Below are 26,913 nucleotides of genomic sequence, written 5' to 3'. Positions count from 1 at the left end.
GTCGGCGGCGGCGCGGGCGCCGCGCCGGCCGGTGCCGATCGGCGCGCTTTCGTCGACCCAGGCGCCGCCGGTATCGCCATAGACGCCGCTCGACGACAGATAGCCGATCCACGTCGCGCGGCAGCGTGAGAGCGCCGCCGCATAGCGTGCGAGCACCGGATCGCCGTCGCCATCGGGTGGCACCGAAGACAGGATATGGCTGGCTCGGCCGATCGCCGCGAGCACCCGGTCTCCCCGCTCGATCTCTGCACGGCCAACCGTTTCGACAACGAAACCACGACCTTGCACGGCTGCTGATATGTGCGATGCTGTATAGCCGGGGCCGAAGATCAGAAATGTCGCCATGGCGTCGCTGTAGACAGGTTTGCGGATCGCCGCAGCATTGTTTGTCCAACCGGAGGGGCTTAGACTGTGGCCATGCTCGACATCCAGAACGCAGCCGCCAATCCCCCGGTCATCCGTCGCGCGGATTATCGCAAGCCCGACTGGCTGATGCCGGACGTGTTCCTCGATTTCTCGCTGGACCCGGCCAGGACCCGGGTGACGGGCCGGCTCGAGGTGACCCGCAACGGATCGCACAACCACCCGTTGCGGCTGTACGGCGACGGGCTCACCCCGCTGGTTGTGCTGATCGATGGAGAATCGCAGGCCGATGCCTGGCGGATGGACGGGTCCGACCTCGTGATCGACCTGCCCGGCAATGCCCATAGCATCGAGACGCAGGTCGAGATCAGCCCGGAGTCGAACCTGCAGCTGATGGGGCTCTACGCTTCGGGCGGCAATCTGTGCAGCCAGTGCGAGCCCGAGGGCTTCCGCCGGATGACCTTCTTCCTCGACAGGCCGGATGTGCTGAGCCGCTATCGGGTCCGCATGGACGCCGACAAGGCGCGCTTCCCGGTGCTGCTGTCGAACGGCGACCTGACCGCGAGCGGCGGCATGCCCGGCGGCCGCCACTTCGCCGAGTGGACCGATCCCTTTCCCAAGCCGAGCTATCTGTTCGCGCTGGTCGCGGCCGACCTCGCCGCCAATGTCGACAGCTTCACCACCAAGAGCGGCCGCGAGGTCAAGCTGGCCATCTGGGTGGTCGAGAGCGACCTGCCCAAGACCGGCCATGCGATGGCGGCACTCAAGGCGTCGATGGCGTGGGACGAGAGGGTCTATGGCCTGGAATATGACCTGGGCGAGTACAACATCGTCGCGGTGAGCGATTTCAACTTCGGGGCGATGGAGAACAAGAGCCTCAACATCTTCAATTCGCGCTATATCCTCGCCGATCCGGACACCGCCACCGACATCGATTACGACGGCGTCTCGGGCGTCGTCGCCCATGAATATTTCCACAACTGGTCGGGCAACCGCGTCACCTGCCGCGACTGGTTCCAGCTGTCGCTGAAGGAAGGCTTCACCGTCTTCCGCGACCAGTGCTTCAGCGCCGACCAGGGCTCTGCCGCGGTCAAGCGGATCGAGGATGTCCGGCTGCTGCGCGCCGCGCAATTCCCCGAGGATGCCGGCCCGCTCGCGCATCCGATCCGTCCGGAAAGCTACATGGAGGTTTCGAACTTCTATACCGCGACCGTCTACAACAAGGGCGCCGAGGTGATCCGCATGCTCCACACCTTGCTGGGGCCGCAGAAATTCCGGGCAGGATCAGACCTCTATTTCGCCCGCCATGACGGCACCGCCGCCACCTGCGAGGATTTCGTGCTTGCCATGGAGGAAGCGAGCGGCATCGACCTGGCCCAGTTCCGCCTATGGTATTCGCAGGCCGGCACCCCCCGCGTCCGCGCCACGCTGACCCATGAGCCCGCCGGCGGGCGGGCGCTGCTGACGCTGGAGCAAACCGTGCCGCCGACGCCGGGTCAGCCCGACAAGCAGCCGATGCTGATCCCGCTCAAGATATCGCTGTTCGGCGAACTCAGCGCCAAGCCGTTCGAGGAAGAGCGGCTGGTGCTGCTCGACAGCGACCGCCACGAGATTTTGTTCGAAGGCATCGCCGAGCGACCGGTGCTGTCGATCAACCGCGGTTTTTCGGCGCCGGTGGTGATCGACGCCGACCGCTCCGCCGCCGATCTCGCCTTCCTGTCCGCGCATGACGACGATCCCTTCGGTCGTTACGAGGCGATGCAGCAGCTGATGGTCGACACGATGCTCGCCGCCGTTTCGACCGGCGAGGCCGATCACGGCCCGGTGATCGACGCGGTGCGCAACACGCTGACCGACCCGCGGCTCGACTTCGCCTTCATCGGCGAGACGATGCTGCTGCCGTCCGAATCCTTCATCGGCGACCAGATGCCGATGGTCGATCCGGTCGCGATCCACCGCGCCCGCGAAGCGTTGCGCCGCGATCTGGGCGCCGCGCTGGAGGATGAGTGGCGCCACGCCTATGACCGCACCCAGGCGAACCGCTTCGAGCTGTCGCCGCAGGCCAAGGGCGCGCGCCGGCTGCGGTCGATCGCGCTGGGTTTCATCATGGCGAGCGGGGCGGAGGATGCGCCGGCGCTGGCGCTCAGGCAATTCGACGCAGCCGATAACATGACCGACCGCCAGGGCGCGTTCGGCATTCTGGCCAACAGCATGACCCCGGAGCGGGACATCGCCATCGCCGCCTTCTACGAGCGTTTCCGCGCCAATGGGCTGGTGATGGACAAATGGTTCTCGACCCAGGCCTTCTCGATCCGGCCCGATACGCTCGACCGCGTCGAGGAACTGGTGCGCCATCCCGACTTCACCATTGCCAATCCGAACCGGCTGCGCTCGGTGGTCGGCGCGATGTCCGGCAATCAGCTGATCTTCCACGAGGCGAGTGGCCGCGGCTATCGCTTCCTGGCCGACATGCTGTTGAAGGTCGATGGCCTCAATCCGCAGACCGCGGCCAAGCTCGTCCCCCCGCTCGGCCGCTGGCGCCGCTTCGACGAAGCGCGCGCAAGGCTGATGAAGGCCGAGTTGCAGCGGATGATGAACACGCCGGGCCTGTCGAAGGACGTGTTCGAGCAGGTATCGAAGAGCCTGGCGTAATTCCCGCCGGCTTCAGGCCTGGCGGCGCAATCGCACCAGCGCGGCATCGAGCGCCGACAGGAAACGCGACCGATCGGTCTTGGCGAAGGGCGCGGGGCCGCCGATGCCGTCGCCCACTGCTCCGGCGCGCAGATCGGCCATGATCGCGCGGGTCGCCACCGCCGCGCCGATCGAATTGGCGGTAAACGGCTTGCCGGTCGGCGAGATCACCGTCGCGCCGGCCTTCAGGCAGCGATCGGCGAGCAGGATATCGGCAGTGACCACCACCGAACGGGCATCGCTGGCCTCGGCGATCCAGTCATCGGCGGCATCGAAGCCGCTGCCGACCACCACCTTGTCAATCAACGGATGCGCGGGGATGCGCAGGTGCGAATTGCTGACCAGCGTCACCGGCACCTCGAGACGCCAGGCGACCTTGTAGATTTCATCCTTCACCGGGCAGGCGTCGGCGTCGACCAGGATGCGGAGCGCGCCGTTCATCGCTCGTCGGCGCCTGACCGAACACCAGATTGGATGCGATTGGTAGTTCGCCGGCTTCGCCAAGGTTGATGCGTCGACATGCTTCCGCTTAGTCTCAAGCGGGGAATGAGGGGAAGCAAAATGGCCGGGGACAGCGCCGTGGCGGCCGACGATGTGCCGACTGCCGCCATCGAGGAGCAGGATGATTATGTCGCCGAAGCCTGGCCCTGGGCGCGGTTTTGTGCACGGATATTCGATTATTATCTCCTGTCACTGGTGCTGGGCGGGGCGCTCGGCCTCGTCGCTCCCGCCGTGACGGACCAGCCGATATTTTCCGGCCGGCTCGGCGATTATCTGCTCGGCCTGGTGACCCTGCCCTTTGCCTTGCTGATCGACGCGCTGAATCAAAGCGTGATCGGCACCACGCCGGGCAAGGCGATCGCCGGCATCAGGGTGGAAACGCTCGACCATGGCATGCTTAGCCTGGGGCAGGCGGTCCGCCGGAACCTGCTCGTCTATCTGCGCGGTTTCATGCTGGGTTTGCCGATCCTGGTGCTGGTGGGCTATAGCAACGGCTATCAGCGGGTCAGCAATTTCCAGCCCACCAGTTGGGACGAGGAGCTCGGCACGCGCGTCTACGAGCGCGGCAGCAACATCATCCGAACTTTCATCACCGGCGTACTGGTGGTCGGCATTGTCGTCGGCAGCCTTTTGGCGGGCGAAACGATGAAGGCCAAGGCACCCGACATGCGGGCGGCGGAAATCCAGGCGGCCCTTCCCATGCTCAACAAGGGCCTGCCGACCTTCATCGATGACGTCACCCGGCTCGACCGCGTCACCTATGCGGCGGAACAGGATGAGATGTTGTTCTCCTACACGCTGGTCCATCGCGATGCTTCGCCGGTGAAGGATAGCGAAATCACCGGCCTAGACGCTATCGCGCCCAGGCTGAAGGCGACCTATTGCAGCCCAGGAATGAAGGCTTTTCGCGATACGAACCTGCCCGTCCGGCATCTTTATCAGCGTATCGACGGGCGGGTGGAACAGGATTATCGCGTCGCCCCCGCGGACTGCCCCTGATCCGCGATATTGGCGAACCGGCCGGACTCGTCGCTTATCGGCGCGCATCGCACAAGCGGCCCGACATCTGCCGGGTCACCGCTAATGCCGCCTGTGTATGTGTGATCCAATAAAGAGCTTCAAACGTCCAGATTGGCGACGTTCAGCGCATTTTCCTGGATGAACTCGCGGCGCGGTTCGACCACGTCGCCCATCAGCCGGGTGAAGATCTCGTCGGCGACGTCGGCCTGCTCGACCTCGACCTGCAGCATCGCGCGGTTCGCGGGATCGAGCGTGGTCTGCCAGAGCTGCTCGGCGTTCATCTCGCCAAGACCCTTGTAGCGCGAGACCGACATGCCCTTGCGGCCGGCCGCGAGGATCGCGTCGAGCAGGTCGGACGGCTGGTTGATCGCAGTGCCCTTGGTATCGACGATCGGGGCGTCCTCGTCCTCGTCCGCCGCGGCGGCTGCTGCCGCGCTCTTGATCGCCACCAGCCGGGCGGTCGCGCCATAGGCTTCGGCCTGTTCGGCGGAGAGGGCGTGGAGCTTGCGCGCCTCGGCGGAACGGATGAAGGCGGCGTCGATGATGTGGTGATCGGTCACCCCGCGCCACAGCCGGCGCAGATGATAGCCGCCCTCTTCGGACACGTCGCCGGACCAGGCTGCCTCGGGATCGATCCGGCCCATCCACGCGGCGATCTTGCCGGCGGCGGCGCGGTGCCCGGCTTCGTCGGCGGCCGGGTCCAGCGCGCCCGTCAGCGACAGTGCCTCGATGATCACCGGATCGTAGCGGCGCGGCACGAAGCGCATCAGCGAGCGCATCCGCCGGGCATGTTCGACCAGCTGGCGCAGGTCGTCGCCCGAACGCGCCCCGCCCGCAGTCTCGAGCACCATCAGCCCGAGCCCCGCGGTGACGAGATATTCGTCGAGCGCGGCATCGTCCTTGAGGTAGACTTCGGAGCGGCCCTTGGTTACCTTATAGAGCGGCGGCTGGGCGATATAGAGATGGCCCGCCTCGATGATCGGCTTCATGTGCCGATAGAAGAAGGTGAGCAGCAGCGTGCGGATATGCGCGCCGTCGACGTCTGCGTCGGTCATGATCACGATCTTGTGATAGCGCAGTTTTTCGAGGTTGAAGTCGTCGCGGCCGATGCCTGTGCCCATCGCCTGGATCAGCGTGCCGACCTCCTTGGAGGACAGCATGCGATCGAAGCGGGCGCGCTCGACATTGAGGATCTTGCCCTTGAGCGGCAGGATCGCCTGATAGACACGGTCGCGACCCTGCTTGGCCGAGCCGCCGGCCGAGTCACCCTCGACCAGGAACAGTTCGCATTTGCTGGGATCGCGCTCCTGGCAGTCGGCCAGCTTGCCGGGCAGCGAGGCGATGTCCATCACTCCCTTGCGCCGGGTCAGCTCGCGCGCCTTCTTGGCGGCCTCGCGCGCGGCGGCGGCGTCGATCACCTTCTGGACGATCGAGCGGGCATGATGCGGGTTTTCCTCGAGCCACTCGGCGAGCTTGTCGGCCATCAGGCTTTCGAGCGGCTGGCGGACTTCGGAGGAGACCAGCTTGTCCTTGGTCTGCGACGAGAATTTGGGGTCCGGCAGCTTGACCGAGACGATCGCGGTCAGGCCCTCGCGCATGTCGTCGCCGGTGAGGCTGACCTTCTCCTTCTTCAGCGCGCCCGACTTCTCGGCATAATTGTTGAGCGTGCGGGTCAGCGCCGCGCGGAACGCGGCGAGGTGGGTGCCGCCATCGCGCTGCGGGATGTTGTTGGTGAAGCAGAGGACCTGTTCATAATAGCTGTCGTTCCATTCGAGCGCGACATCGATGCCGACATCGTCGCGCTGGCCGTTGATCGCGACCGGATCGGGCATCAGCGGCACCTTGGTGCGATCGAGATATCTGACGAAGGCGGCGATCCCGCCCTCGTAGAACAGCTCGACCTCCTTGCGCTCGGCATGGCGCTCGTCGACCAGGAACAACCGCACGCCCGAATTGAGGAAGGCGAGCTCGCGATAGCGATGCTCGAGCTTGTCGAAATCGAACTCGGTGATCTTGAAGGTCTCGGCGGAGGGCAGGAAGGTGACCTTGGTGCCCTTCTTGCCGTTGGCGGGGCCGACGACCTTGAGCGGGGCGACCGCGTCGCCGCGCGCGAACTGCATGTAATGTTCGAGATCGTCGCGCCAGATCGTCAGGTCGAGCACGTCGGACAGCGCGTTGACCACCGACACGCCGACACCGTGCAGGCCGCCCGAGACCTTATAGGCGTTGGCGTCGTTGGTGTTGTCGAATTTCCCGCCGGCGTGGAGCTGGGTCATGATCACTTCGGCGGCGGAAACGCCCTCTTCCGAGTGGATGCCGGTCGGAATGCCGCGGCCATTATCCTCGACCGACACCGAGCCGTCGGGGTTCAGCGTGATGATGATCCGGTCGCAATGGCCGGCCAGCGCCTCGTCGATGGCGTTGTCCGAAACCTCGAACACCATGTGGTGGAGACCCGATCCGTCGTCGGTATCGCCGATATACATGCCGGGCCGTTTGCGAACCGCATCGAGGCCCTTGAGGACCTTGATCGAATCGGCGCCATAGCTGTTGGTGTTCGGGGTGTTTTCGTTTTCGCTCGTCATGCCGAGTATATAGCGACGGCCGTCACAAAACCCAACAAAAAGCGGTCTGATGGCGTTCGGCATCGGTTGCGCGGCGGATATGATCGGCTGGGCGTGAGAGTCTGGCCGGCAGCCCGCCAGGGGGTGAAGCTGTGAATTCTGCTGCCAGCGTCATCCTGAACTTGTTTCAGGATCCACCGCGCCACGGGAACGCCCTCCAGGCTGCCGAGTGGATGCTGAAACAAGTTCAGCATGACGATCGGAAACGCATGTGGTTTCAAACGATCTCCACCACGCCCGCGCGCACCGTCAGCCAGGTGGCGTCGCCGATCCCGTCGAACAGCGCGCGCTCGGTGCCGGTCAGCCAGATCTGGCCCCCGCTCGCCGCCAGCCGCTCGAACAACGCGGCGCGGCGCAGCGGATCGAGATGCGCGGCAATCTCGTCCATCAGCAGCACTGGCCGGCTGCCACGCCGCCCGGCGACCAGATCGGCATGGGCGAGGACAATGCCGAGCAGCAGCGCCTTCTGCTCGCCGGTCGAGGCGCGCGCGGCGGGCTGCGCCTTGGCGGCGTGCACGACGGCGAGGTCCTGGCGGTGCGGGCCGGCCAGCGTCCGCCCCGCCGCGGCATCGCGTGCGCGGCCCTGGCGCAATTCGTCGGCAAGCGGCGCGGCGCCGGGCGTCCAGCCCTCGATCGCCAGTGCCGCCCGGGCAAAGGGGGCGTCCGGCTCATGGGCGATGCGCTCTGCCAGCGCGGCGACGGTGCGGGCGCGGGCTTCGGCGATCATTGCGCCATGGTCGGCCATCTGGGCTTCGAGTGCCTCGAGCCAGGCCATGTCGGGACGGCCGTCCTGCCCCAGCAGCTTGTTGCGCGCCCGCATCGCCGCGTCGTAGCGGCTGGCATGATGGGCATGGCCGGGCTCGATCGCGAACACCAGCCGGTCGAGGAAGCGCCGCCGCCCCTCGGCGCCCTCGGTGAACAGCCGGTCCATCGCCGGGGTCAGCCACAGCAGCGACATCCATTCGCCGAGCGAGGCCGCCGATGCGGTCGCGCCGTTGACCCGCACCTGCCGGCGATCGGGCGCGCCGGCGCTGGTGCCGGTGCCGATGCGCACCCCGGCGCCGAGTTCGGCCGCGACCGAGAAGCCGCCGGGGCCGCCCTCGCGCGCCATCTCGCCCAGCGCCGCGCCGCGCAGGCCCCGGCCCGGGCCGAGCATCGATATGGCTTCGAGTATGTTGGTCTTGCCCGCGCCATTCTCGCCGGTCAGCACGACGAACCCCGCGCCCGCCGCGATCGTCGCCGAGGGATAGGAGCGGAAGTCGGTTAGCATCAGGCGGGCAACGGTCATCGCCACCTTGTTGCCCAGCTCGTCATTCCAGCGAAAGCCGGAATCTCCCTTCTCTTCCGTTTCGCTGCCTCTAATGTCGGTGAGGCAGTGAGATCCCGGCCTTCGCCGGGATGACGATGGGGGTGGGTGGATGCGTCGCATCGCAATGTTGGCCGCAGCCACGATAATGGGGATCGCCAACCCCGCCGATGCCGGGTTGCGCGCGGTCTATGTCGACATCGGCAAGGCCAAGCAGCTCCAGATCGATGTGTTCGACAATGGCGATGCGCGGATCGCGGAGGTCGGGAGCGAGGATTATGGGCTGCTGATCGACGGCCAGTTCTACATCGTCGACATCGAGGGCGGAAAGCCGACCGTGGCCCGGTTGGCCGATGTCGCCACCGCCATCGACAAGGTCCTGCCGCCGATCTTCAAGGGGCTGTTCGACCAGCCGGCCGCGGCGATGCCGACGACCCGGCTGGCGATCGAGGCGGGCGAGGCGGGCAGCGCCGGCGGCCGCGACGGGCGCGTCTATCATGTCAAAGGGCTCGACAGCAGCAACCCCGACAAGGCCACCGACTATCTGATCAGCGAGGATCCCGAGCTGAAGCCGGTCGGCGCGGCGCTGGAGCAGTTCATGAACGCGGCGCTGGTTCCGGCCGCGCCGCTGATCGGGGCGATGGCGCCCGAGATGATCGCCGAGACCCGCGCGATCTTCGCGCTGGGCACGCCGATCGACGTCGGCGGCCGTTTCCGGCTCAACCTGGCCGGCAAGGCGGCCTTCCCGGCGGCCTATTTCCGCCTGCCGGCGCAGCCGCAGACGGTGCAGCAGCTGGTCGCGGCGATGAAGCTGTCGATGGAGAAGAAATAGCAGCCCGGCAGCCCCTCTCCGCGCGGAAGAGGGGCGAACGGAATCAGTGCGCGATGCCGGCCGCTGCCAGGATCGCCAGCGTCAGCAGCTCGGCGGCGGTCGAGGACATCGTCGCGATCTGGACCGGTTTTTCCATGCCGACCAGCATCGGCCCGATCATCGAGCCGCGGCCGAGTTCGCGCAGCAGCTTGGCCGAGATGTTGGCCGACTGCAGGCCCGGCATCACCAGCACATTGGCGGGCGCCGACAGGCGGTTGAACGGATAGAGCTTCATGATCGACGGGTTGAGCGCCGCGTCTGGCGCCATTTCGCCCTCATATTCGAAGCTCGCGCCGCGCTCGTCGAGCAGGCTTACCGCGCCGCGCACCGTCTCGAGCCAGTTGCCCGGCGGGTTGCCGAAGGTCGAATAGCTCAGGAAGGCGACGCGCGGCTCATGGCCCATGCGCCGTGCGACCGCGGCGGTCGCCTCGGCGATGTCGGCCAGTTCGACCGCCGACGGGCGTTCGGTGACGGTGGTGTCGGCGATGAAGGTGGTGTGGCTCTGTCCGACGAACAGGTGGATGCCGCACGGCTTCTTGCCCTCGACCGGATCGAGCACGCGGCGGATCTGGCGGAAGGTGCCGCTATAGGTGCGGGTGGTGCCGGTCACCATCGCATCGGCCTCGCCGAGCGCGAGCAGCAGCGAACCGAAGATGTTGCGATCCTGGTTGACCATCGCCTCGACCTCGCGGCGCAGCGTGCCGCGGCGCTTCAGCCGGTCGTAGAGATAGTCCACCATGCGCTCGATCAGCGGCGAGTTGCGGCTGTTGTGCAGCTCGTAGCTCTCGGGATCGTCGACGCCGAGCGCGCGCAGCTTGTCGGGGACGTCGTCGCGCCCGACCAGCACCGGGGTGCCATAGCCGAGATTCTTGAACTGGATCGCGGCGCGCAGCACCACCTCCTCCTCCGCCTCGGCGAAGACGACGCGCTTGGGATGGGCGCGCGCCGTTTCCGATGCGAGCGTCAGCACCGAGGTGGTCGGGTTGAGCCGCGCCTTCAGGCTGTCCTTATAGGCGGCCATGTCGAGGATCGGCTTGCGGGCGACACCGGTGTCCATCGCGGCCTGGGCAACCGCCGCGGGGATGATCTCCATAAGCCGCGGATCGAACGGCGCCGGAATGATATAGTCGCGGCCGAAACGCGGCGCCGCGCCGCCATAGGCCGCGGCGACCTCCTCTGGCACCTGCTCGCGGGCGAGCTCCGCGAGCGCGCGGGCGGCGGCGATCTTCATCTCCTGGTTGATGCCGGTCGCGCGCACGTCGAGCGCGCCGCGGAAGATGAAGGGGAAGCCGAGGACGTTGTTGACCTGATTCGGGAAATCCGATCGGCCGGTCGCGACGATCACGTCGTCGCGCACCGCCTTGGCATCGGGCGGCAGGATCTCGGGATCGGGATTGGCCATCGCGAAGATGATCGGATGCGGCGCCATCGTCCTGACCATCTCGGGCGTCAGCGCGCCCTTGACCGACAGGCCCAGGAACACGTCGGCGCCGTCGACCGCCTCGGCCAGGGTGCGCTTGTCGGTCTTGGTGGCGTGGGCCGATTTCCACTGGTTCATGCCTTCGGTGCGGCCCTGGTAGACGACGCCCTTGGAGTCGCACAGCAGCACCTTGTCGGGCGAGACGCCGACCGCCTTGACCAGCTCGGTGCAGGCGATCGCGGCGGCGCCGGCGCCGTTGACGACGACGTTCATGTCCTTGAGGTCGCGCTTGGTCAGGAAGGCGGCGTTGATGAGACCCGCGGCGGCGATCATCGCCGTGCCGTGCTGGTCGTCATGCATCACCGGGATGTTCATCCGCTCCTTGAGCGCCTGCTCGATGATGAAGCATTCGGGCGCCTTGATGTCTTCCAGGTTGATGCCCCCGAAGCTCGGCTCCATCAGCGCCACCGCGTTGATGAAGGCTTCGGGATCCTCGGTGTTCAGCTCGATGTCGATCGAATCGACGTCGGCGAAGCGCTTGAAGAGGACGGCCTTGCCTTCCATCACCGGCTTCGAGGCGAGCGCGCCGAGATTGCCCAGGCCGAGGATCGCGGTGCCGTTCGAGATGACCGCGACCAGATTGCCCTTGGCGGTATAGTCATAAGCGGTCGCGGGATCGGCGGCGATCGCCTTCACCGGCACCGCGACGCCGGGGGAATAAGCGAGGCTGAGGTCGCGCTGCGTCGCCATCGGCTTGGTGGCGACGATCTCGATCTTGCCGGGCCGGCCGGTCGAGTGGAAGAAGAGCGCCTCGCGGTCCGAAAACTGCACCCTGCTGTCGTTGCTCATCTGATTCTGCCCCCTCGGTGGCTTCTTGTCTGCCCGCGACGCTTGTGGGGCATGGCCGGGGAGTCGACAAGCCGCTATCAGCCGGATCATGGCGCAAAACGCAAAAATCGATACGGCCCCGGCGCATCCGCCGGCGAGCCCGGCGACCACCCCGATGATGGCGCAATATCTCGCGCTCAAGGCCGCGGCCGAGGATTGCCTGCTCTTCTACCGGATGGGCGATTTCTTCGAGCTGTTCTTCGACGATGCCAGGATCGCCTCGGCCAGCCTCGACATCGCGCTCACCGCGCGCGGCGAGCATGACGGCGCGCCGATCCCGATGTGCGGCGTTCCGGTCCATGCCGCCGAGGGCTATCTGGCGCGGCTGATCAAGGCGGGACACCGCGTCGCCATCGCCGAGCAGACGGAGAGTCCCGCCGAGGCCAAGAAGCGCGGCGGTTCCAAGGCGCTGGTCGGACGGGCGATCGTCCGGGTCGTGACCGCCGGCACCCTGACCGAGGAAGCCTTGCTCGATGCCCGCGCTGCCAACTGGCTGGTTGCGGTGGCGAGCGCGGGGCAGGGTGCGGACCGCCGGCTGGGGATCGCCGCGGCGGACATCTCGACCGGCCGCTTCGAGATCGCGGCGCTGCTGCCGTCCGCCCTCGATGCCGAACTGGCGCGGCTCGCCGCCGCCGAGATCGTCGTCCCAGAGGCGTTCGAGGATAGCCCCGCCGGAGCGGTGCCCTGGCCGCGCGAGCATTTCGATTCGGCGCGCGGCGAGGAACGGCTGAAGCGGCTGCTCGGCGTGGCGACGCTCGACGGCTTCGGTGCCTTCGGCCGCGCCGAACTGGCCGCGGCGGGCGCCCTGATCGCCTATCTCGACCGGGCGGGGCAGGGCAGCCTGCCCTTCCTCCAGCCGCCACGCCGCCGCGTCGTGGCCGATCATATGATGATCGACGCCGCGACCCGCGAAAGCCTGGAGATCACCGTCTCGCAAGGCGGCGGGCGCAAGGGCAGCCTGCTCGATGCAGTCGACCGCACCGTGACCGGCGCGGGCGCACGGCTGCTCGGCGCGGACCTGTCGGCGCCCCTCACCGACGTTGCCGCGATCATCCAGCGGCTCGACCTCGTCGCCTTGTTCGAAGGGGACGGCGCGGTGCGCGAGCGGTTGCGCGCGGCGCTGCGCGCCCTGCCCGACATCGGCCGCGCGCTCGGGCGGCTGGTCGCCGGCCGTGGCAGCCCGCGCGATCTCGGCCAGCTGCGCGAAGGGCTAGAACAGGCAATAATGCTGCACGCCATGCTGCAGCAGGCGGAGCCGATGCCGGGCCTGCTGGCGAGCCTGCTCCCCGCACTGGTCGGCCATGATCAACTGGTCGGCCTGCTCCGGCGCGCGCTGGTCGCCACCCCGCCGATCGATGCGGCGCAGGGCGGCTATATCGCCGAAGGCTATGATGCGGCATTGGACGTGCTGCGCGGCCAGGGCGGCGAAGGGCGCAAGGCGATCGCCGCGCTCGAGGCGCGCTACCGCGCCGAAACCGGCGTCGCCTCGCTGCGCATCCGCCACAATGGCGTCCTCGGCTATCATATCGAGGTCCAGGCCAGGCATGCCGATCCGCTGATGGCGGCGGATTCGGGCTTCACCCACCGCCAGACGCTCGCCGGGGTGGTGCGCTTCAACGCGCCCGACCTGCACGAACAGGCGATGCGGGTCGGCCAGTCGGGAGCGCATGCGCTCGCCGCGGAAGCCGCGCATCTGGAGGAGCTTGTCGGTGCAGCATTGGCGCGCACCGCACCCATTGCTGCGACCGCGGACGCGCTCGCGCGGCTCGACGTCGCGGCGGGGCTCGCCGAGCGCGCCGTGGAGGGCGGTTGGACCCGGCCGCATTTCGAATCGCACAGTTGCTTCGACGTCCGCGGCGGGCGGCATCCCGTGGTCGAGGCGGCGGTCGCCGCGCAGGGATCGCGCTTCGTCGCCAATGATTGCTGCTTGTCCGAACAGGAGCGGCTGTGGCTGGTGACGGGCCCGAACATGGGCGGCAAGTCGACCTTCCTGCGCCAGAATGCCGCTATCGCGATCCTCGCCCAGGCCGGCAGTCCGGTGCCCGCGGCGAGCGCGCGGCTCGGCATCGTCGACCGGCTGTTCAGCCGGGTCGGCGCCTCGGACAACCTCGCGCGCGGACGGTCGACCTTCATGGTCGAGATGGTCGAGACCGCAGCAATTCTTGCACAAGCGACCGAGCGCAGCTTCGTCATCCTCGACGAGGTCGGGCGCGGCACATCGACCTATGACGGCCTAGCCATCGCCTGGGCGGTGGTCGAGGCGGTGCACGACATCAACAAATGCCGGTGCCTGTTCGCCACCCATTATCACGAGCTGACCCGCCTCGCCGAGCGGCTCGACGGGCTGTCGCTGCACCATGTCCGCGCGCGCGAATGGAAGGGCGAGCTGGTGCTGCTGCACGAGCTCGCCAAGGGGCCGGCCGATCGCAGCTACGGCATTGCCGTCGCCAAGCTCGCCGGCCTGTCGCCACCGGTGCTGGCGCGCGCGCGCGAGGTGCTCAGGAAACTCGAGGCGGGCAAGGCCGCGACCGGCGGGCTGGCGGCGGGGCTGGACGATCTGCCGCTGTTCGCCGCGGCGGCCCAGGCCGAGGAGCCGGCACCCGATCCGCTGCGGCAGGAGATCGAATCCGTCGACGCCGATGCGCTGTCGCCGCGCGAGGCGCTCGAACTGGTCTATCGCCTGAAGGCGATCGCGCGCGAGGCCGGGACATGACCGTGCCGCCGCCCGTTGGTCCAACCCGCTCGTAGGTTCATCGAAACCGCGTTGCCGCTCCGGCCTGCGCCGCCGATCCTGCCGCCGACCCGCAGATCGGAGGATCGATATGAGCACGCCCCTGCCCGCAGCACGCCGCCTGGCGACAGGCGCTGCGCTAGCCGCACTCGCGATCGGCGGTGCCGCCGTCGCCCTCTCCGCCGCGGCGCCGACCGCGCCTTATGCCGCACCGGTGCCGCGGGCTCCCGCGACACCCCCGGTCCCGCCCGCACCCGTGATTGCCTTGACACCACCCGCTCCCCCGTCGCCGCCGACCCGGCCCGCACCGCCCGCCGCCCCTGACGCGGTTCGCCATGGCGGGCTCAGCGCCGCCGATCGCGCCGAGATCGAGGAGGCGGTCGCCGAGGCGCGCGCCGAGGCCCGCGAGGCCGCCCGCGAAGCCGTTGAGGAACGGCGTGAGGCGCTGCTCGAGGCTGCCGAAGCGCGCCGCGAAGCATTGGCCGGGATGTCGCATGAGATGCGCGCCGTACCATCCTATGTCCGCATGGCGCTGATCGATGTCCGCGCCACCATCGCCGCGGCACGCGGGCTGACCGATGCAGAGCGCGACCGGGCGCTCAGTGGAATCGACCGCGCGCTGTCGCGTCTCGACCGGCCGCGCGAGCCGGTCATGCAGTGACGGCAGCTCTACCCCACGGCGGCGCGTAGCCGTTCGAACGCGCGACCGAGGCGCAGGTGATCGAGCGCGCCGCCGATCGAGATGCGGACCGCCGGCCCGGCCGCGGCCGGGTCCACCGCGAAGGCGGAACCCGGGACGATCGACAGGCCCTCGGAGCGGATTCGCGCGGCGAGGCCGGCGGGGTCGATCCCGGCCGGCAGCCGCAGCCAGATATGATAGCCCTCGGGATGGGCGGCATAGTCGAGGCCGGAGAGCCACGGCGCTGCGATACGCTGTCGCGCGACGCCCTCGTCGCGCACCTTGCCGATCAGTTCGGCGAACAGGCCGTCGCGCAGCCATAACGTGATCAGCGCCGCATTGAGCGGGGGCGGCATGATCGCCGTCTCATGGATGTCGGCGATCAAGCGCCGCGCAGCCTCGACCGAGGGCGCGCGGACATGCGCGACCCGCAGCACCGGCGATATGATTTTCGATACGCTGGCGATATGCCAGCTCAGCTCGGGCGCGAGGCTGGCCAGCGGTGGCAGCGGCGCGGCCGGCAACAATCCATAGGCATCGTCCTCGATCAGCAGCAGCCCGTGGCGGCGCGCCGCCGCGGCGATCGCGCCGCGCCGCTCCAGGCCGAGCGTGGCCGTGGTGGGATTGTCATTGGTCGGAACGACGTACAGCGCCCTGGCGCCCTGCCGCGCGGCCTGCTCGACCGCGTCGGGATCGACGCCTTCCGCGTCGCCGCCCAGCGCCTGCACGGCCAGCCCGAACCGCCGGGCCAGCGCGAGCATGCCGGGATAGGTCGCCTGGCCGGCGCAGACGATATCGCCGGGCGCCAGCACCGTGCCGAGGATCGCATGGAGCGCATTCTGCCCGCCGGCGGTGACGATCGCCATATCCTCCGTCGTTGCCATGCCGCGCCCGGTCAACGCGCGCGCCGCCTCCTGCCGGTCGCGGATCGCGCCGCCGCTTGGCTGATATTGCAGCAGCGGCGATTGGCCGCCGGCGCGCAACAGCTTGACCAGCCCGTCGCGCATCGCCGTCGGCAGCAGCGCCGATCCCGGCTGCGGCGGCATGATCATGCCGTTGTCGCCGGTCAGGTCGGCGAGCGGCAGGGCGGTGCTGTTGCGGACATAGCTGCCCAGCCGGCCGGCCCCTTCGATCAGCCCGGCATCGCGGGCGATTCCATAGGCGCGGGTGATGGTGGTGAGGTCGACCCCGAGCGACCCGGCCAATGCGCGCTGCGGCGGCAGGCGCTCGCCGGGCCGCAGGCCGCCGCTCCGTATCGCCTGCTCGATGGCATCGGCGATGGCGAGATATTTGGGGCCGCCGGTCTCGGGCAGCCGTTCGAGCCAGCTTTGCATGGAGGGCACCGCCGTTATGTATGGTTGTGTTGCCCATACAATGTCCTAGCTGAAGGGCCAAGGCCGATAGGAGTCGCGTCATGCCCCAACTGATCGAAAAGCAATGGCCAAGGCTGGAGCCGATTCGCACCGGCCTGCGCGGCCGCTGCCCACGCTGCGGCCAGGGACGCCTGTTCGAGGGGTTCCTCGCCCTGGCCAAGGGCTGCGACGCGTGCGGGCTGAGCTACGACTTCGCCGATCCCGCCGATGGCCCGGCCTTCTTCGTGATCTGCTTCGGCTGCATCCCGGCGGTGGTGTTCGCGCTGATGCTGGAGATCTGGGCGAGCCCGCCGCTGTGGGTCCAGCTCGCTACATCGGTGCCGCTGCTGCTCGTCACCTGCATAGCGCCGCTGCGGCCGCTCAAGGGCTGGCTGGTCTGCAGCCAATATTTCTTCAAGGCCGGGGAGGGGCAGATCAGCCGGCCCTGGTATCCCTATGGCGCCGACGGCCCCACGGTGATGCCGAGGCGCCGGCCGTGAATACGGCGGGGCGCCGTCGCTGACCTGCGCACCGCCGCCCGGCGCTCGCACGCCGCCTGGCCGGCGAGGAATGCTGAGCGCGCAGGTGATCCTGCTGCTGCGGGACAAGCGGTGCGGCGCGGCGTTGGCCGTGGGATCCGGGGAAATCCCTCCACATCGGTCACGATGTTCGGTTGAGTATAACCGGCCGTCTGCGTAGGCTCGATCGGCATCGGGGGATCCATTTCAATGAAGGCTCAGCTCTTTAATGGCCTGTTGGCCAGCATGTTTCTCGCAAGTTCGTCAGTGGCGGCCCAAGCGCCGCAACTGCCCGATCCTGCGACACCGGCGCCAGTGGCGAACGGCAAGGAGCCTTCGCTCTATGTTCGCTGCGACGGTAATCCGAACAATATGAGTCAGGGTGAAACGGCGTTGCGCGTCATTTCGCTGATTGCGGTGGTGGGGCTGTTAGCGCCACCGCCCGAAACTGCTGATGCCAGCAAACGGTTGACCGGCAAGGCTGGCATCGATGCGTGCACACAACTGATCGATCAGCCCCCCACCGCTGAGGGCAATGTCGAACGCAGAATCGAGCTGATCTTCGCGCGGGCAATCCACCGGATAGAAATAGGCGATTACGGCGGGGCAATCGCCGATACGCGGCTGCCCGCGACTTATGCGCCGACGCTGGTGGCAACCCGGACCTATAAGATCGGGCTGGGCCTCTCCGCTCTTGATATCGAGGCATTAGCGCTGGTGGGGAAAGGCGATCCCGAGGCGGCCGCTGACTGTGCGCTAACTATGGTTGAAGCGGCGCCCTATGACATCGTCAATCTTGTCCGTGCGACTCCGCTGCTCGCCCTGACTGACCGATATGGTCCGCGAGAGCAGGCGGCGTGGCAAGCGATCGTGCACGCCCGACCGGAGGCGCTGATCATGCGGTCCGAGAGCCGTCGCCGCGCGGGCGACTTTGCGGGCGCCGCTAGCGATGTCGAGACCATCCACGCTCTGATGCTGACGATGACGAAGGATTCCTACCCGGCTCTGGCGGCAGCGGCGGCGCTTGACCATGCCTTTGCCGGTGATGCCGCGGCGGGTGCCGAAAGCCGCATGGTTGAAGCGCGTAGGCAAGCTGCGGCGCTAGCGGCCAAGGGTGACGGCAAGGGGGCCGGCGCTATCGCTGAATATGAGGACTTTTACGGCATTTGGAAACTTGTCCAGGACGGCGACCTTAGGCAGGCTCGCCTGCTGTTCGCCGGTCGTGGCCGGTGGACGGTAATCTCGCCCATCATGGTGGGTAGGCTCGCATCGGCGCTGCGTGCCGGGCTTGGCGGTGACGAAATGGTCGGATCGCTGGCCAAGGATCCTGCCAGCTATCGCAAAGAGCAGCGCGACACGCTGGTTGCCGCGTTACAGAACGCGGATGACGGAAAGAGCCGCTACTTTGCGATCCGCCCGGCGATCCATGAGAGCGACTTCACCCCCTTCGCCTCGAATGTTTGGCGCGCTAAGGAGTCCAAATATCTGACTGCCAAACCCAATGCCGAGTGGAAAGCTCAGATGGTCTCGAGCATCCGTAACGGCGGAGGCCCGGCGAGCGGCTATGCCCTGTTGTTGGACAATGCGCGCACCGCGCAGAAGCTCGGGAAGGCCGGCTTCGTCTCAATGCCCTTCCGCAAATATCTATATGGCCATTTCTTTCGTTTTGGAGATGCGGCGGCGCCGGAACTGCCGGCTGCGCTGCTTTATGACGCGAACAAGGTGATCGCCGACCTCCAGTCCTATTTCCCTCGTCCGGTAAAGCAGTAGTGCACCGTCGCCGACCTAGCTCTTTACCCGAATCATCCTTATGTCCGCAGCATGGTCACCAAGTTCGAACTGCTGCCAAACCGCCGCGCGATCATAGATCGACGGGCGATCGGCGATGCGCTGGCGGCGTTGCTGCCCGGCAGCAACGATAGCGCCGCCTTGCGGGGCGATGGCACGGCGATTCTCAAGGCGGCGCTCGATGAGGGCCGCGCGGAGATTGCCCGGCGGCTGGAGGCCGCACCGACGCGCGGCTCCGAAACCGCAGCAGCCTATGCCTTCCTGACCGACCAGATCCTGCGGCTGATCTACGACTTCACCGTCGAGCGGCTATATCCGATCAACAATCCGTCGGCCGCCGAACGGCTGAGCCTGATGGCGGTCGGTGGCTATGGTCGCGGCGAGATGGCGCTCCATTCGGATGTCGACCTCGCCTTCCTCACCCCGTGGAAGCAGACCAGCTGGTCCGAGCAGGTCATCGAATCGATGCTCTATTCGATGTGGGATCTCGGCCTGAAGGTCGGCCACTCCAGCCGCTCGCTCGACGAAATGCTGCGCATGGCGAAGAGCGACCTGACTATTCGCACCGCCTTGCTGGAAGGACGGTTCGTGTGGGGCGACGAGGCGCTGTACGACGAGGCGGCGGGCCTGTTCGCGCGCGAGATCGTCAACGGCACGGCGAAGGGCTTCGTCACCGACAAGCTTGCCGAGCGCAACGAGCGCCATCGCCGGATGGGTGACAGCCGCTATGTCGTCGAGCCCAATCTGAAGGAAGGCAAGGGCGGGCTGCGCGATCTTCATACGCTGTTCTGGATCGGCAAATATGTCTATCAGGTGCGCTCGGTGCCGGAGCTGGTCGACAAGGGCCTGCTGACCCGCGCCGAGCTCCGCCAGTTCCAGAAGGCCGAGAATTTCCTGTGGGCGGTGCGTTGCCACCTCCACATCGTCGCCGGGCGTCCCGAAGAGCGGCTGACCTTCGACGTCCAGCCCGAGATCGCCCGCCGGATGCGCTATGCCGAGCGGCCGGGCAAATCCGCGGTCGAGCGCTTCATGCAGCATTATTTCCTGACCGCGAAGCGGGTCGGCGACCTGACCGCGATCTTCCTTGCCCATATCGACGACAGCTTTGCGAGCCGGGGACGCCGTTTCGGCCTGCCGTCGCTGCGCCGCAAGCCGACCAAGCTCGACGGCTTCTCGCTCGATCGCGGGCGGCTGGCCATCCCGAGCGACGACTTTTTCGCGCAGGATCCGGTGCGGCTGCTGCAGATGTTCGTCATCGCCGATCGCCACGGCCTCGACATCCATCCGCTGGCGATGCGCGCGGCGGGGCGCGATGCCCGGCTGATCGACAATGCCGTCCGCCGCGATCCTCGCGCCAACGCCTATTTCATGGACGTGCTGACCTCGCACCATAGCCCCGAAAAGGTGCTGCGCTGGATGAACGAGGCCGGCGTGTTCGGCCGCTTCGTGCCTGATTTCGGCCGTGTCGTCGCGCAGATGCAGTTCGACATGTACCATCATTATACGGTCGACGAGCATTCGATCCGGGCGATCGGCCTGCTCTCGCAGATCGAGAAGGGCGAGCTCAAGGAAGACCACCCGCTGGCATCGGGGATCATCCCCAACATCGTCTCGCGCCGCGTGCTTTATGCGGCGGTGCTGCTCCATGACATCGCCAAGGGGCGCGGCGGCGATCACAGCGTGCTGGGGGCGGACGTCGCCGAGAAGCTGTGCCCCCGCTTCGGGCTGAGCGCGGCGGAGACCGAAACCGTGGCCTGGCTGGTGCGCCATCATCTCGTCATGTCGGACACGGCGTTCAAGCGCGACCTCAGCGACTTCAAGACGACCCTCGATTTCGCCGAGACGGTGCAGAGTCCGGAACGGCTGCGCCTGTTGTTCTGCCTGACGATCGTCGATATCCGCGCGGTCGGCCCGGCGGTGTGGAACAGCTGGAAGCGCCAGCTGCTCGGCGACCTCTATGGCGCGGCCGAGGAAGTGCTGCGGCTCGGCCACAAGCAGACCGGCCGGCGCGAGCGGATCTCGGCCAAGCACGCCCAGCTGCGCGACCGGCTCGGCTGGAGCGACGAGCGCTTCGCCGCCTATGTCACCCGCTTCCCCGAGGCCTATTGGGTGGCTGAGAGCGTCGACATCCTCGAGGGCAACGCCCGGCTGATCGAGGCCGCCGACGGCGCCGCCAAGCCCCTGTCGATCGTCGCCGCGCCCGATCCGGACCGCGGCGCGACCTTGGTCAGCATCTATGCGGGCGATCATCCCGGCCTGTTCTACCGGATCGCCGGCGCGATCCATCTCGCCGGCGCCAATGTGATCGATGCGCGCATCCACACCACCCGCGACGGCATGGCGATCGACAATCTGCTCGTCCAGGATCCGTTCGGACAGCCGTTCGACGAGCAGGACCGGATGAAGCGGCTCGGCATCGCCATCGAGGATGCGCTCCACAACCGCAATCGCATGGCCGACCGGCTGCTCGCCAAGCCGCATGCCCGGCCGCGCGCCGACGCCTTCACGATCGAGCCCGCGGCACTGATCGATAACCGCGCGTCGAACCGCTACACCGTGATCGAGGTCAACGCCCGCGACCGGCCGGCGCTGCTCTATGCGCTGGCCCATGCGCTGTTCCAGGCAAAGGTGATGATCCATTCCGCCCATATCGCCACCTATGGCGAGCGCGCGGTCGATGTGTTCTACGTGGCCGACCTGACAGGCGACAAGATCACCAGCACCGCGCGGCTTAAGACGCTGGAGCGGCTGGTGGTCGACGCGGCGGCCGGGACGCCGGTGCGGAAGGCGGCTTAGCCGATATAGATGCGAGGCGTGTGCCTTGCCGGAAAAGGGAGGGCGAGATGGGCGTGCTCGGCATCGGCGGCATCTTCTTCCGCGCGCGGGATCCCGACGCGCTGAACGCCTGGTATCGCGATCATCTCGGCGTCGGCGCCGGCTGCAACGCGACCGGCGAAGGCGAGTCGTCCGAATGGTACTGGCAGGTCCAGGGCGGTCCGGTGGTGTTCGCGCCGTTCAAGGAGACCACCGACTATTTCGCCGCCGACAAGCAGTTCATGATCAACCTGAGGGTTTCCGGGATCGCAGAGCTGATCGGGTCGCTGAGCGCTGCGGGCATCGCCGTCGAGACCCGCGCCGAATGGGATGCGCCCGAGACCGGCCGCTTCGCGCGGATCCACGATCCCGAAGGCAATGCCATCGAATTGTGGGAACCGCCGGCGTCGCCATGACCGCCAGCCGTGCCGCGCATCTCGGCGTCGCCCTGTCGGCGATGGCCGGGCTCGCCTGCCACTATGCGATCGTGCTGGGCCATCCGGGCGAGATCGCCCTGCGGTCGTTGCGCTTCCTCAGCTTCTTCACGATCCTGACCAACGCGCTGGTCGCGGTCGCGGCGATCGGTTTCGCGCTGCCGGGCGGGCGGCTGCAGCGCTGGGCGATCCGTCCGGAGACCCGTGCCGCGGTGACGCTCCACATCCTCGTGGTCGCGCTGATCTTCCACGTCCTGCTGCGGCACATGGTGCTGCCGGGCGCGCTCGGCTGGTGGGGCAACCTGCTGGTCCACCAGATCGTCCCGGCCGGCTGGGCAATGTGCTGGCTGGCGTTCGGCAAGCATGGCCGGATCGACGCGATGGCGCCGCTGCGCTGGCTGCTCTTCCCGCTAGGCTTTGCCGGATGGACGCTGGTCCATGGCGCGGCGACGGGCTGGTATCCCTATCCGTTCATGAACGTCGCGCGCTTCGGCTATCCGGCGGTGCTCGCCAACATGGCGATGATCGCGCTGGTGTTCCTGGCGCTGGGATATGCGTTGCGGTGGATGGATTACCAGCTCGGATGCCGCATCCGATTTCTGCGTTAGGCAAGGCAAGGAGATCCCGGCTTTCGCTGGACGACGCTGATGGGCGCTGAGGCACCCTCTCCACGTCATTCAAGCGGAAGCTGGAATCTCTCTTGTCCGTTCGATCGCGCTTGCCTTCAGATCAGGACGGTCTCGACGGCGATATTGCCGTGCACGGCCTTCGAATAGGGGCAGATCTCATGCGCGAGCCGGATCAGCGCCTCGGCGACGTCGCGCTCGATCTGAGGGATGCTGACGCTGAGCCGTGCGGCGAGGAAATAGCCACTCTGGCCGAGGTTGAGGTCGATCTCGGTTTCGACCGACGGATGGACCGGGAGCTTCACCTTCTTCTGCGCGGCGGCGACCTCGATCGCCCCGAGATAGCAGGCCGACCAGGCGGCACCGAACAGGTTCTCGGCGGCGGGATGCGGTTGCGGAAGCTTGAGATCGAACAGGCCGTCGCTGCTGCGCGCTGCGCCATCGGGGCCGCTGCTGTTGTAGGTCTTGCCGGTGAAAAGAGTCTTGGCTGTCATGATCGGGGTTCCTTCTATTTAGAGCGTATCCGCTTAGATCGGATGCGATGTAAATAGAGGCGAATCGGCGCGAGAGTCAACCCCTTCCGATTTAATCGTACACGATCTATATAGGGCCTACCAAGCGACGGAGATCGACAATGCCCGCACCCACCCCGCCCGACGGCGAACGCCGGAAGCTATCCGACTTCATCTGCTTCGCGGTCTATTCCGCCAACCTGGCCTTCGGCCGTGCCTATAAGCCGATTCTCGACGAGCTTGGGCTCACCTACACCCAATATATCGCGCTGGTCGCGCTTGCCGAGGGCGACGAGCAGACGGTGAGCGCGCTCGGCGAGAAACTGTTCCTCGAGTCGAACACGCTGACTCCGATCCTCAAGAAGCTCGAGTCGCTGGGTTATGTGGTCCGCCGCCGCGACGCGGCGGACGAGCGTCAGGTGCGGCTGAGCCTGACCGGCGCGGGAAGGGCGCTGGTCGATCGCGATCCGGGGGCTGCGCTGTTCGACGCCACCGGGCTCGGCGACGATTTCGCGACCATGCAGAAGGCGGTCGTGACGCTGCGCGACAATCTGCTGCGCGCAGGCAAGGCCAGGCCGGCCGCCTGATCAGGCAGATCGCCGCAAAAAGACCGCAGGAAAAGACCGCAGGAAAAGACCGGGCACGTCAAAACGCGCCGGCCGAATCCCAAGTCTGCTTATTTCGGCGCAAGCACCATCAGCATCTGGCGGCCTTCCATGCGCGGGAACTGCTCGACCTTGGCGGTCTCGATCATGTCCGCCTGGACGCGCTGGAGCACCTGCATGCCGAGCTGGCCGTGCGCGAGTTCGCGACCGCGGAAGCGCAGGGTGACCTTCACCTTGTCGCCCTCGTCGATGAACTCGTGGATCTTCTTCATCTTCGTGTCATAGTCATGGTCGTCGATGTTCGGACGCATCTTGATCTCCTTGATCTCCTGCGTCTTCTGCGACTTCCGGGCGAGATTGGCCTTTTTCTGGGCCTCGTATTTGAACTTGCCGACATCGAGGAACTTCGCCACCGGCGGATCGGCGTTGGGGGAAACCTCGACCAGATCGAGCCCGACCTCCTGGGCCTGCTCCATCGCCTCTCGCGTGTACATCACGCCCAGATTCTCGCCAGCCTCATCGATCACCCGGACCTTGGGCGACTGGATGAACTCATTGTAGCGCGGGCCGTTAAGCGGCATCGGCTGCTGCCCCAAGGGGCGGCGCATCATCGGCGGACGTATAGCGAAATCTCCTGTCGTGGACTCAGGGGCGCGATATAGGCATTCGCGCTGGGTTTTGGAAGATGGCTAGCAGCCTTTTACGCGCGGCTTCGTCGCAGGGCGCTAGCTATCCCTACCCCGTTCGCATCGAGCGGAGTCGAGATGCTCTTCCAAGCGTAAGCGAGGAGCACATTTCCATTCAAATTGATCCCGCTCATCCGGGTATGGGCTGAGCTTGGCGAAGTCTGTCCTGAGCGCCTGCCTTGGCAGGCAGTCGAAGGGCCCCGTATCGAAGGACGATCCTTCGATACGCCATTTCGACTTCGCTTAATGGCTACTCAGGATGAGCGGTAGTCTTGTTCAGCTCTAACGACAGATTCCAGACCGAACGGAAAGAAAAAGTACCCGCCTCAGCCCCGCAAATCCGGCGGGGTCGCCTCCGCCCTCAGCGCGGCGATCGCCTCGTCGAGCGGCAGCACGGTCTGCGCCTGGTCGCCCAGCCGCCGGATCGCGACCGTGCCCTCCTCGGCCTCGCGCTTGCCGACCACCAGCAGCGCCGGGACCTTGGCGACCGAATGCTCGCGCACCTTGTAGTTGATCTTCTCGTTGCGCAGGTCGCTCTCGGCGCGCAGCCCCGCCGCCGTCAGCTTGGCCTCGACCGCGCGGGCATAGTCGTCGGCGTCCGACACGATCGTCGCGACCACCGCCTGCACCGGCGCCAGCCACAGCGGGAAGCGCCCGGCATGATGCTCGATCAATATGCCGATGAACCGCTCGAACGTGCCCAGGATCGCGCGATGGAGCATCACCGGCCGATGACGCTCGCCATCCTCGCCGATATAGGAGGCGTCGAGCCGGTCGGGCAGCACCGTATCGGCCTGGATCGTGCCGACCTGCCAGGTGCGGCCGATCGCGTCGGTCAGGTGGAATTCGAGCTTCGGCGCATAGAAGGCGCCCTCGCCGGGCAGCTCCTCCCAGCCGAACGCCTCGGTTGCGCGGCCCGCGGCGGCGACCGCGTCGCGCAGCGTCTGCTCGGCCTTGTCCCACATCGCGTCCGACCCGAAGCGCGCCTCCGGGCGCAGCGCCAGCTTGATCGCATAGCTTTCGAAGCCGAGATCGCGATAGACCGCGTCGAGCAGGTCGCAGAAATCCTTGATCTCGGGGATCAGCTGGTCGTCGCGGACGAAGATGTGCGCGTCGTCCTGGGTGAACTGGCGCACCCGCATGATGCCGTGCAGCGCGCCGTGCGGCTCGTTGCGATGGCAGCAGCCGAACTCGGCCATGCGGATCGGCAGGTCGCGATAGCTCTTGATCCCCTGCTTGAAGATCAGGATGTGCGCGGGGCAGTTCATCGGCTTGAGCGCCATCAGGTCGCCCTCGCCCGACAGCACCGGGCCCTCCTCTTCCGCATTGGGGATCTCGTCGGGGACGACGAACATATTCTCGCGATATTTGCCCCAATGGCCGGACTGCTCCCACTGGCGCGCGTCCATCAGCTGCGGCGTCTTCACCTCTTCATAGCCGGCCGCGTCGAGCCGCCGGCGCATATAGGCCTCCAGCTCGCGCCACAGGCGGAAGCCCTTGGGATGCCAGAACACCGATCCCTGCGCCTCCGACTGGAGATGGAACAGGTCCATGTCCTGGCCGATGCGGCGATGGTCGCGCTTGGCGGCCTCCTCCAGCCGCGTCAGATGCGCGTCGAGCTGTTTCTTGTTGAGCCAGCCGGTGCCGTAGATGCGGCTCAGCATCGCATTCTTCTGGTCGCCGCGCCAATAGGCGCCCGATACGCGGGTCAGCTTGAACGCCTGCGGGTCGAGCTTGCCGGTCGAGGGCAGATGCGGCCCGCGGCACATGTCGAGCCAGTCGCCACCCGACCAGTAGACCGTCAGCGGCTCATCGCCGGGCAGTTCCGCCGCCCATTCCGCCTTGAAGCTTTCGCCCTGCTGCTTCCAGCGCGCGATCAGGTCCTCGCGCGACCACACCTCGCGCCTGAGCGGCTTGTTCGCGGCGATGATGCGGCGCATCTCCGCCTCGATGGCGGGCAGGTCCTCTTCGGTAAAGGGCCGATCGCGCCCATCGATCTTGGGCGGCGCGAAATCATAATAGAAGCCGTCGTCGGTCGACGGGCCGAAGGTGATCTGCGTGCCGGGGAACAGGCCCTGCACCGCCTCGGCCAGCACATGCGCATAATCGTGCCGCGCCAGCTCCAGCGCGTCGGCCTCGTCGCGCGCCGTCACCAGCGCGAGGGCGGCATCGGCCTCCAGCGGCCGGTCGAGATCGCGCAGCTCGCCATCCACCCGCGCCGCGATCGCCGCCTTGGCCAGCCCCGGCCCGATCGCCGCGGCGATCTCCCCGGGCGTAGTGCCCGCCGCCACTTCGCGCACCGAGCCGTCGGGAAGCGTGATGTGAAGCAGATCGGACATGGGAGAGATGGATTCCTTGGCTTGAAGAGCGCGGCTTATGCCCGCGATGTAGGGCAAGGGGCAAGCCCGCCTCGCTCCCCCTCCAGGCTCGAGGAGTAAAGGAGATTCCAGCTTCCGCTGGAATGACGTGGAGAGGGTATCTCCG

General features: G+C 67.0%; 20 protein-coding genes. 11 read left to right on the top strand and 9 right to left on the bottom strand.

Features of this window, described 5'->3' with window-relative positions:
• A partial coding sequence (locus AC1DPF_RS12355) for a Rossmann-fold NAD(P)-binding domain-containing protein (protein ID WP_477961621.1) occupies positions 1 to 345 on the bottom strand: 345 nt, incomplete at its 3' end.
• A 72-nt stretch (positions 346 to 417) separates the two neighbouring features.
• On the opposite strand from AC1DPF_RS12355, the gene pepN reads away from it, so the two are divergent.
• Positions 418 to 3,015, top strand: a complete 2,598-nt coding sequence (gene pepN / locus AC1DPF_RS12350) for an aminopeptidase N (RefSeq protein ID WP_477961619.1) — start codon at positions 418 to 420, stop codon at positions 3,013 to 3,015.
• Positions 3,016 to 3,027: 12 nt separating this feature from the next.
• Here pepN and AC1DPF_RS12345 read toward each other — a convergent pair whose 3' ends face one another.
• The gene (locus AC1DPF_RS12345) at positions 3,028 to 3,495 is read right to left on the bottom strand and encodes a YaiI/YqxD family protein (RefSeq protein ID WP_477867965.1); all 468 of its coding nucleotides are present in this window, start codon (positions 3,493 to 3,495) and stop codon (positions 3,028 to 3,030) included.
• Positions 3,496 to 3,615: 120 nt separating this feature from the next.
• On the opposite strand from AC1DPF_RS12345, the gene AC1DPF_RS12340 reads away from it, so the two are divergent.
• Positions 3,616 to 4,554 carry an RDD family protein gene (locus AC1DPF_RS12340; protein WP_477961617.1) on the top strand — a complete coding sequence of 313 codons (939 nt, stop codon included), beginning with the start codon at positions 3,616 to 3,618 and terminating at the stop codon, positions 4,552 to 4,554.
• Between the two features lie 119 nt (positions 4,555 to 4,673).
• On the opposite strand, the gene gyrB is transcribed toward AC1DPF_RS12340, so the two are convergent.
• Positions 4,674 to 7,160: a DNA topoisomerase (ATP-hydrolyzing) subunit B gene (gyrB, locus tag AC1DPF_RS12335; RefSeq protein WP_477961615.1), complete on the bottom strand. Its 2,487-nt coding sequence runs from the start codon at positions 7,158 to 7,160 to the stop codon at positions 4,674 to 4,676.
• Positions 7,161 to 7,416: 256 nt separating this feature from the next.
• On the bottom strand, positions 7,417 to 8,487 hold the full coding sequence (gene recF, locus AC1DPF_RS12330; RefSeq protein ID WP_477961613.1) for a DNA replication/repair protein RecF: 1,071 nt from the start codon (positions 8,485 to 8,487) through the stop codon (positions 7,417 to 7,419).
• Between the two features lie 145 nt (positions 8,488 to 8,632).
• Between recF and AC1DPF_RS12325 the strand changes: the two genes are divergently transcribed.
• Positions 8,633 to 9,337 carry a hypothetical protein gene (locus AC1DPF_RS12325; RefSeq protein WP_477961611.1) on the top strand — a complete coding sequence of 235 codons (705 nt, stop codon included), beginning with the start codon at positions 8,633 to 8,635 and terminating at the stop codon, positions 9,335 to 9,337.
• 43 nt (positions 9,338 to 9,380) lie between these two features.
• On the opposite strand, the gene AC1DPF_RS12320 is transcribed toward AC1DPF_RS12325, so the two are convergent.
• Entirely contained in the window at positions 9,381 to 11,645 is a 2,265-nt protein-coding gene (locus AC1DPF_RS12320) for an NADP-dependent malic enzyme (protein WP_477867975.1), read from the bottom strand.
• A 154-nt stretch (positions 11,646 to 11,799) separates the two neighbouring features.
• Here AC1DPF_RS12320 and mutS point away from each other — a divergent pair, with 154 nt between their 5' ends.
• Both mutS and AC1DPF_RS12310 read left to right on the top strand, forming a co-directional pair.
• Positions 11,800 to 14,397, top strand: a complete 2,598-nt coding sequence (mutS, locus tag AC1DPF_RS12315; protein ID WP_477961629.1) for a DNA mismatch repair protein MutS — start codon at positions 11,800 to 11,802, stop codon at positions 14,395 to 14,397.
• Positions 14,398 to 14,506: 109 nt separating this feature from the next.
• Positions 14,507 to 15,076, top strand: a complete 570-nt coding sequence (locus AC1DPF_RS12310; protein WP_477867977.1) for a hypothetical protein — start codon at positions 14,507 to 14,509, stop codon at positions 15,074 to 15,076.
• 8 nt (positions 15,077 to 15,084) lie between these two features.
• Here AC1DPF_RS12310 and AC1DPF_RS12305 read toward each other — a convergent pair whose 3' ends face one another.
• The gene (locus tag AC1DPF_RS12305; protein ID WP_477961609.1) at positions 15,085 to 16,428 is read right to left on the bottom strand and encodes an aminotransferase-like domain-containing protein; all 1,344 of its coding nucleotides are present in this window, start codon (positions 16,426 to 16,428) and stop codon (positions 15,085 to 15,087) included.
• An 80-nt stretch (positions 16,429 to 16,508) separates the two neighbouring features.
• On the opposite strand from AC1DPF_RS12305, the gene AC1DPF_RS12300 reads away from it, so the two are divergent.
• The 5 genes from AC1DPF_RS12300 (at position 16,509) to AC1DPF_RS12280 (ending at position 22,608) form a co-directional block, all read left to right on the top strand.
• Positions 16,509 to 16,946, top strand: a complete 438-nt coding sequence (locus AC1DPF_RS12300; RefSeq protein ID WP_477961607.1) for a DUF983 domain-containing protein — start codon at positions 16,509 to 16,511, stop codon at positions 16,944 to 16,946.
• 228 nt (positions 16,947 to 17,174) lie between these two features.
• Entirely contained in the window at positions 17,175 to 18,734 is a 1,560-nt protein-coding gene (locus AC1DPF_RS12295; RefSeq protein WP_477961605.1) for a hypothetical protein, read from the top strand.
• Between the two features lie 51 nt (positions 18,735 to 18,785).
• Complete coding sequence (locus AC1DPF_RS12290) at positions 18,786 to 21,548, top strand: [protein-PII] uridylyltransferase (RefSeq protein ID WP_477961603.1); 2,763 nt, start codon at positions 18,786 to 18,788, stop codon at positions 21,546 to 21,548.
• 47 nt (positions 21,549 to 21,595) lie between these two features.
• Positions 21,596 to 21,982 carry a VOC family protein gene (locus tag AC1DPF_RS12285; RefSeq protein WP_477961601.1) on the top strand — a complete coding sequence of 129 codons (387 nt, stop codon included), beginning with the start codon at positions 21,596 to 21,598 and terminating at the stop codon, positions 21,980 to 21,982.
• Entirely contained in the window at positions 21,979 to 22,608 is a 630-nt protein-coding gene (locus tag AC1DPF_RS12280; protein WP_477961599.1) for a Pr6Pr family membrane protein, read from the top strand. Before AC1DPF_RS12285 ends, AC1DPF_RS12280 begins: the two co-directional genes overlap by 4 nt.
• A 116-nt stretch (positions 22,609 to 22,724) precedes the next feature.
• Here the strand turns inward: AC1DPF_RS12280 and AC1DPF_RS12275 are convergent, their stop codons facing one another.
• Complete coding sequence (locus AC1DPF_RS12275) at positions 22,725 to 23,120, bottom strand: Ohr family peroxiredoxin (protein WP_477867990.1); 396 nt, start codon at positions 23,118 to 23,120, stop codon at positions 22,725 to 22,727.
• Between the two features lie 140 nt (positions 23,121 to 23,260).
• Here AC1DPF_RS12275 and AC1DPF_RS12270 point away from each other — a divergent pair, with 140 nt between their 5' ends.
• Positions 23,261 to 23,725, top strand: coding sequence for a MarR family winged helix-turn-helix transcriptional regulator (locus tag AC1DPF_RS12270; RefSeq protein ID WP_477961597.1), 465 nt, complete (start codon positions 23,261 to 23,263; stop codon positions 23,723 to 23,725).
• Positions 23,726 to 23,814: 89 nt separating this feature from the next.
• Here the strand turns inward: AC1DPF_RS12270 and infC are convergent, their stop codons facing one another.
• Positions 23,815 to 24,354: a translation initiation factor IF-3 gene (infC, locus tag AC1DPF_RS12265; protein WP_340317333.1), complete on the bottom strand. Its 540-nt coding sequence runs from the start codon at positions 24,352 to 24,354 to the stop codon at positions 23,815 to 23,817.
• Between the two features lie 401 nt (positions 24,355 to 24,755).
• Entirely contained in the window at positions 24,756 to 26,768 is a 2,013-nt protein-coding gene (gene thrS / locus AC1DPF_RS12260) for a threonine--tRNA ligase (RefSeq protein WP_477961595.1), read from the bottom strand.
• Positions 26,769 to 26,913: the final 145 nt, after the last annotated feature.

The organism is Rhizorhabdus sp. P4_G6, from assembly GCF_056401045.1.
The sequence above is the reverse complement of the archived record's forward strand: the minus strand, read 5'-3'. Positions and strand labels throughout refer to the sequence as shown.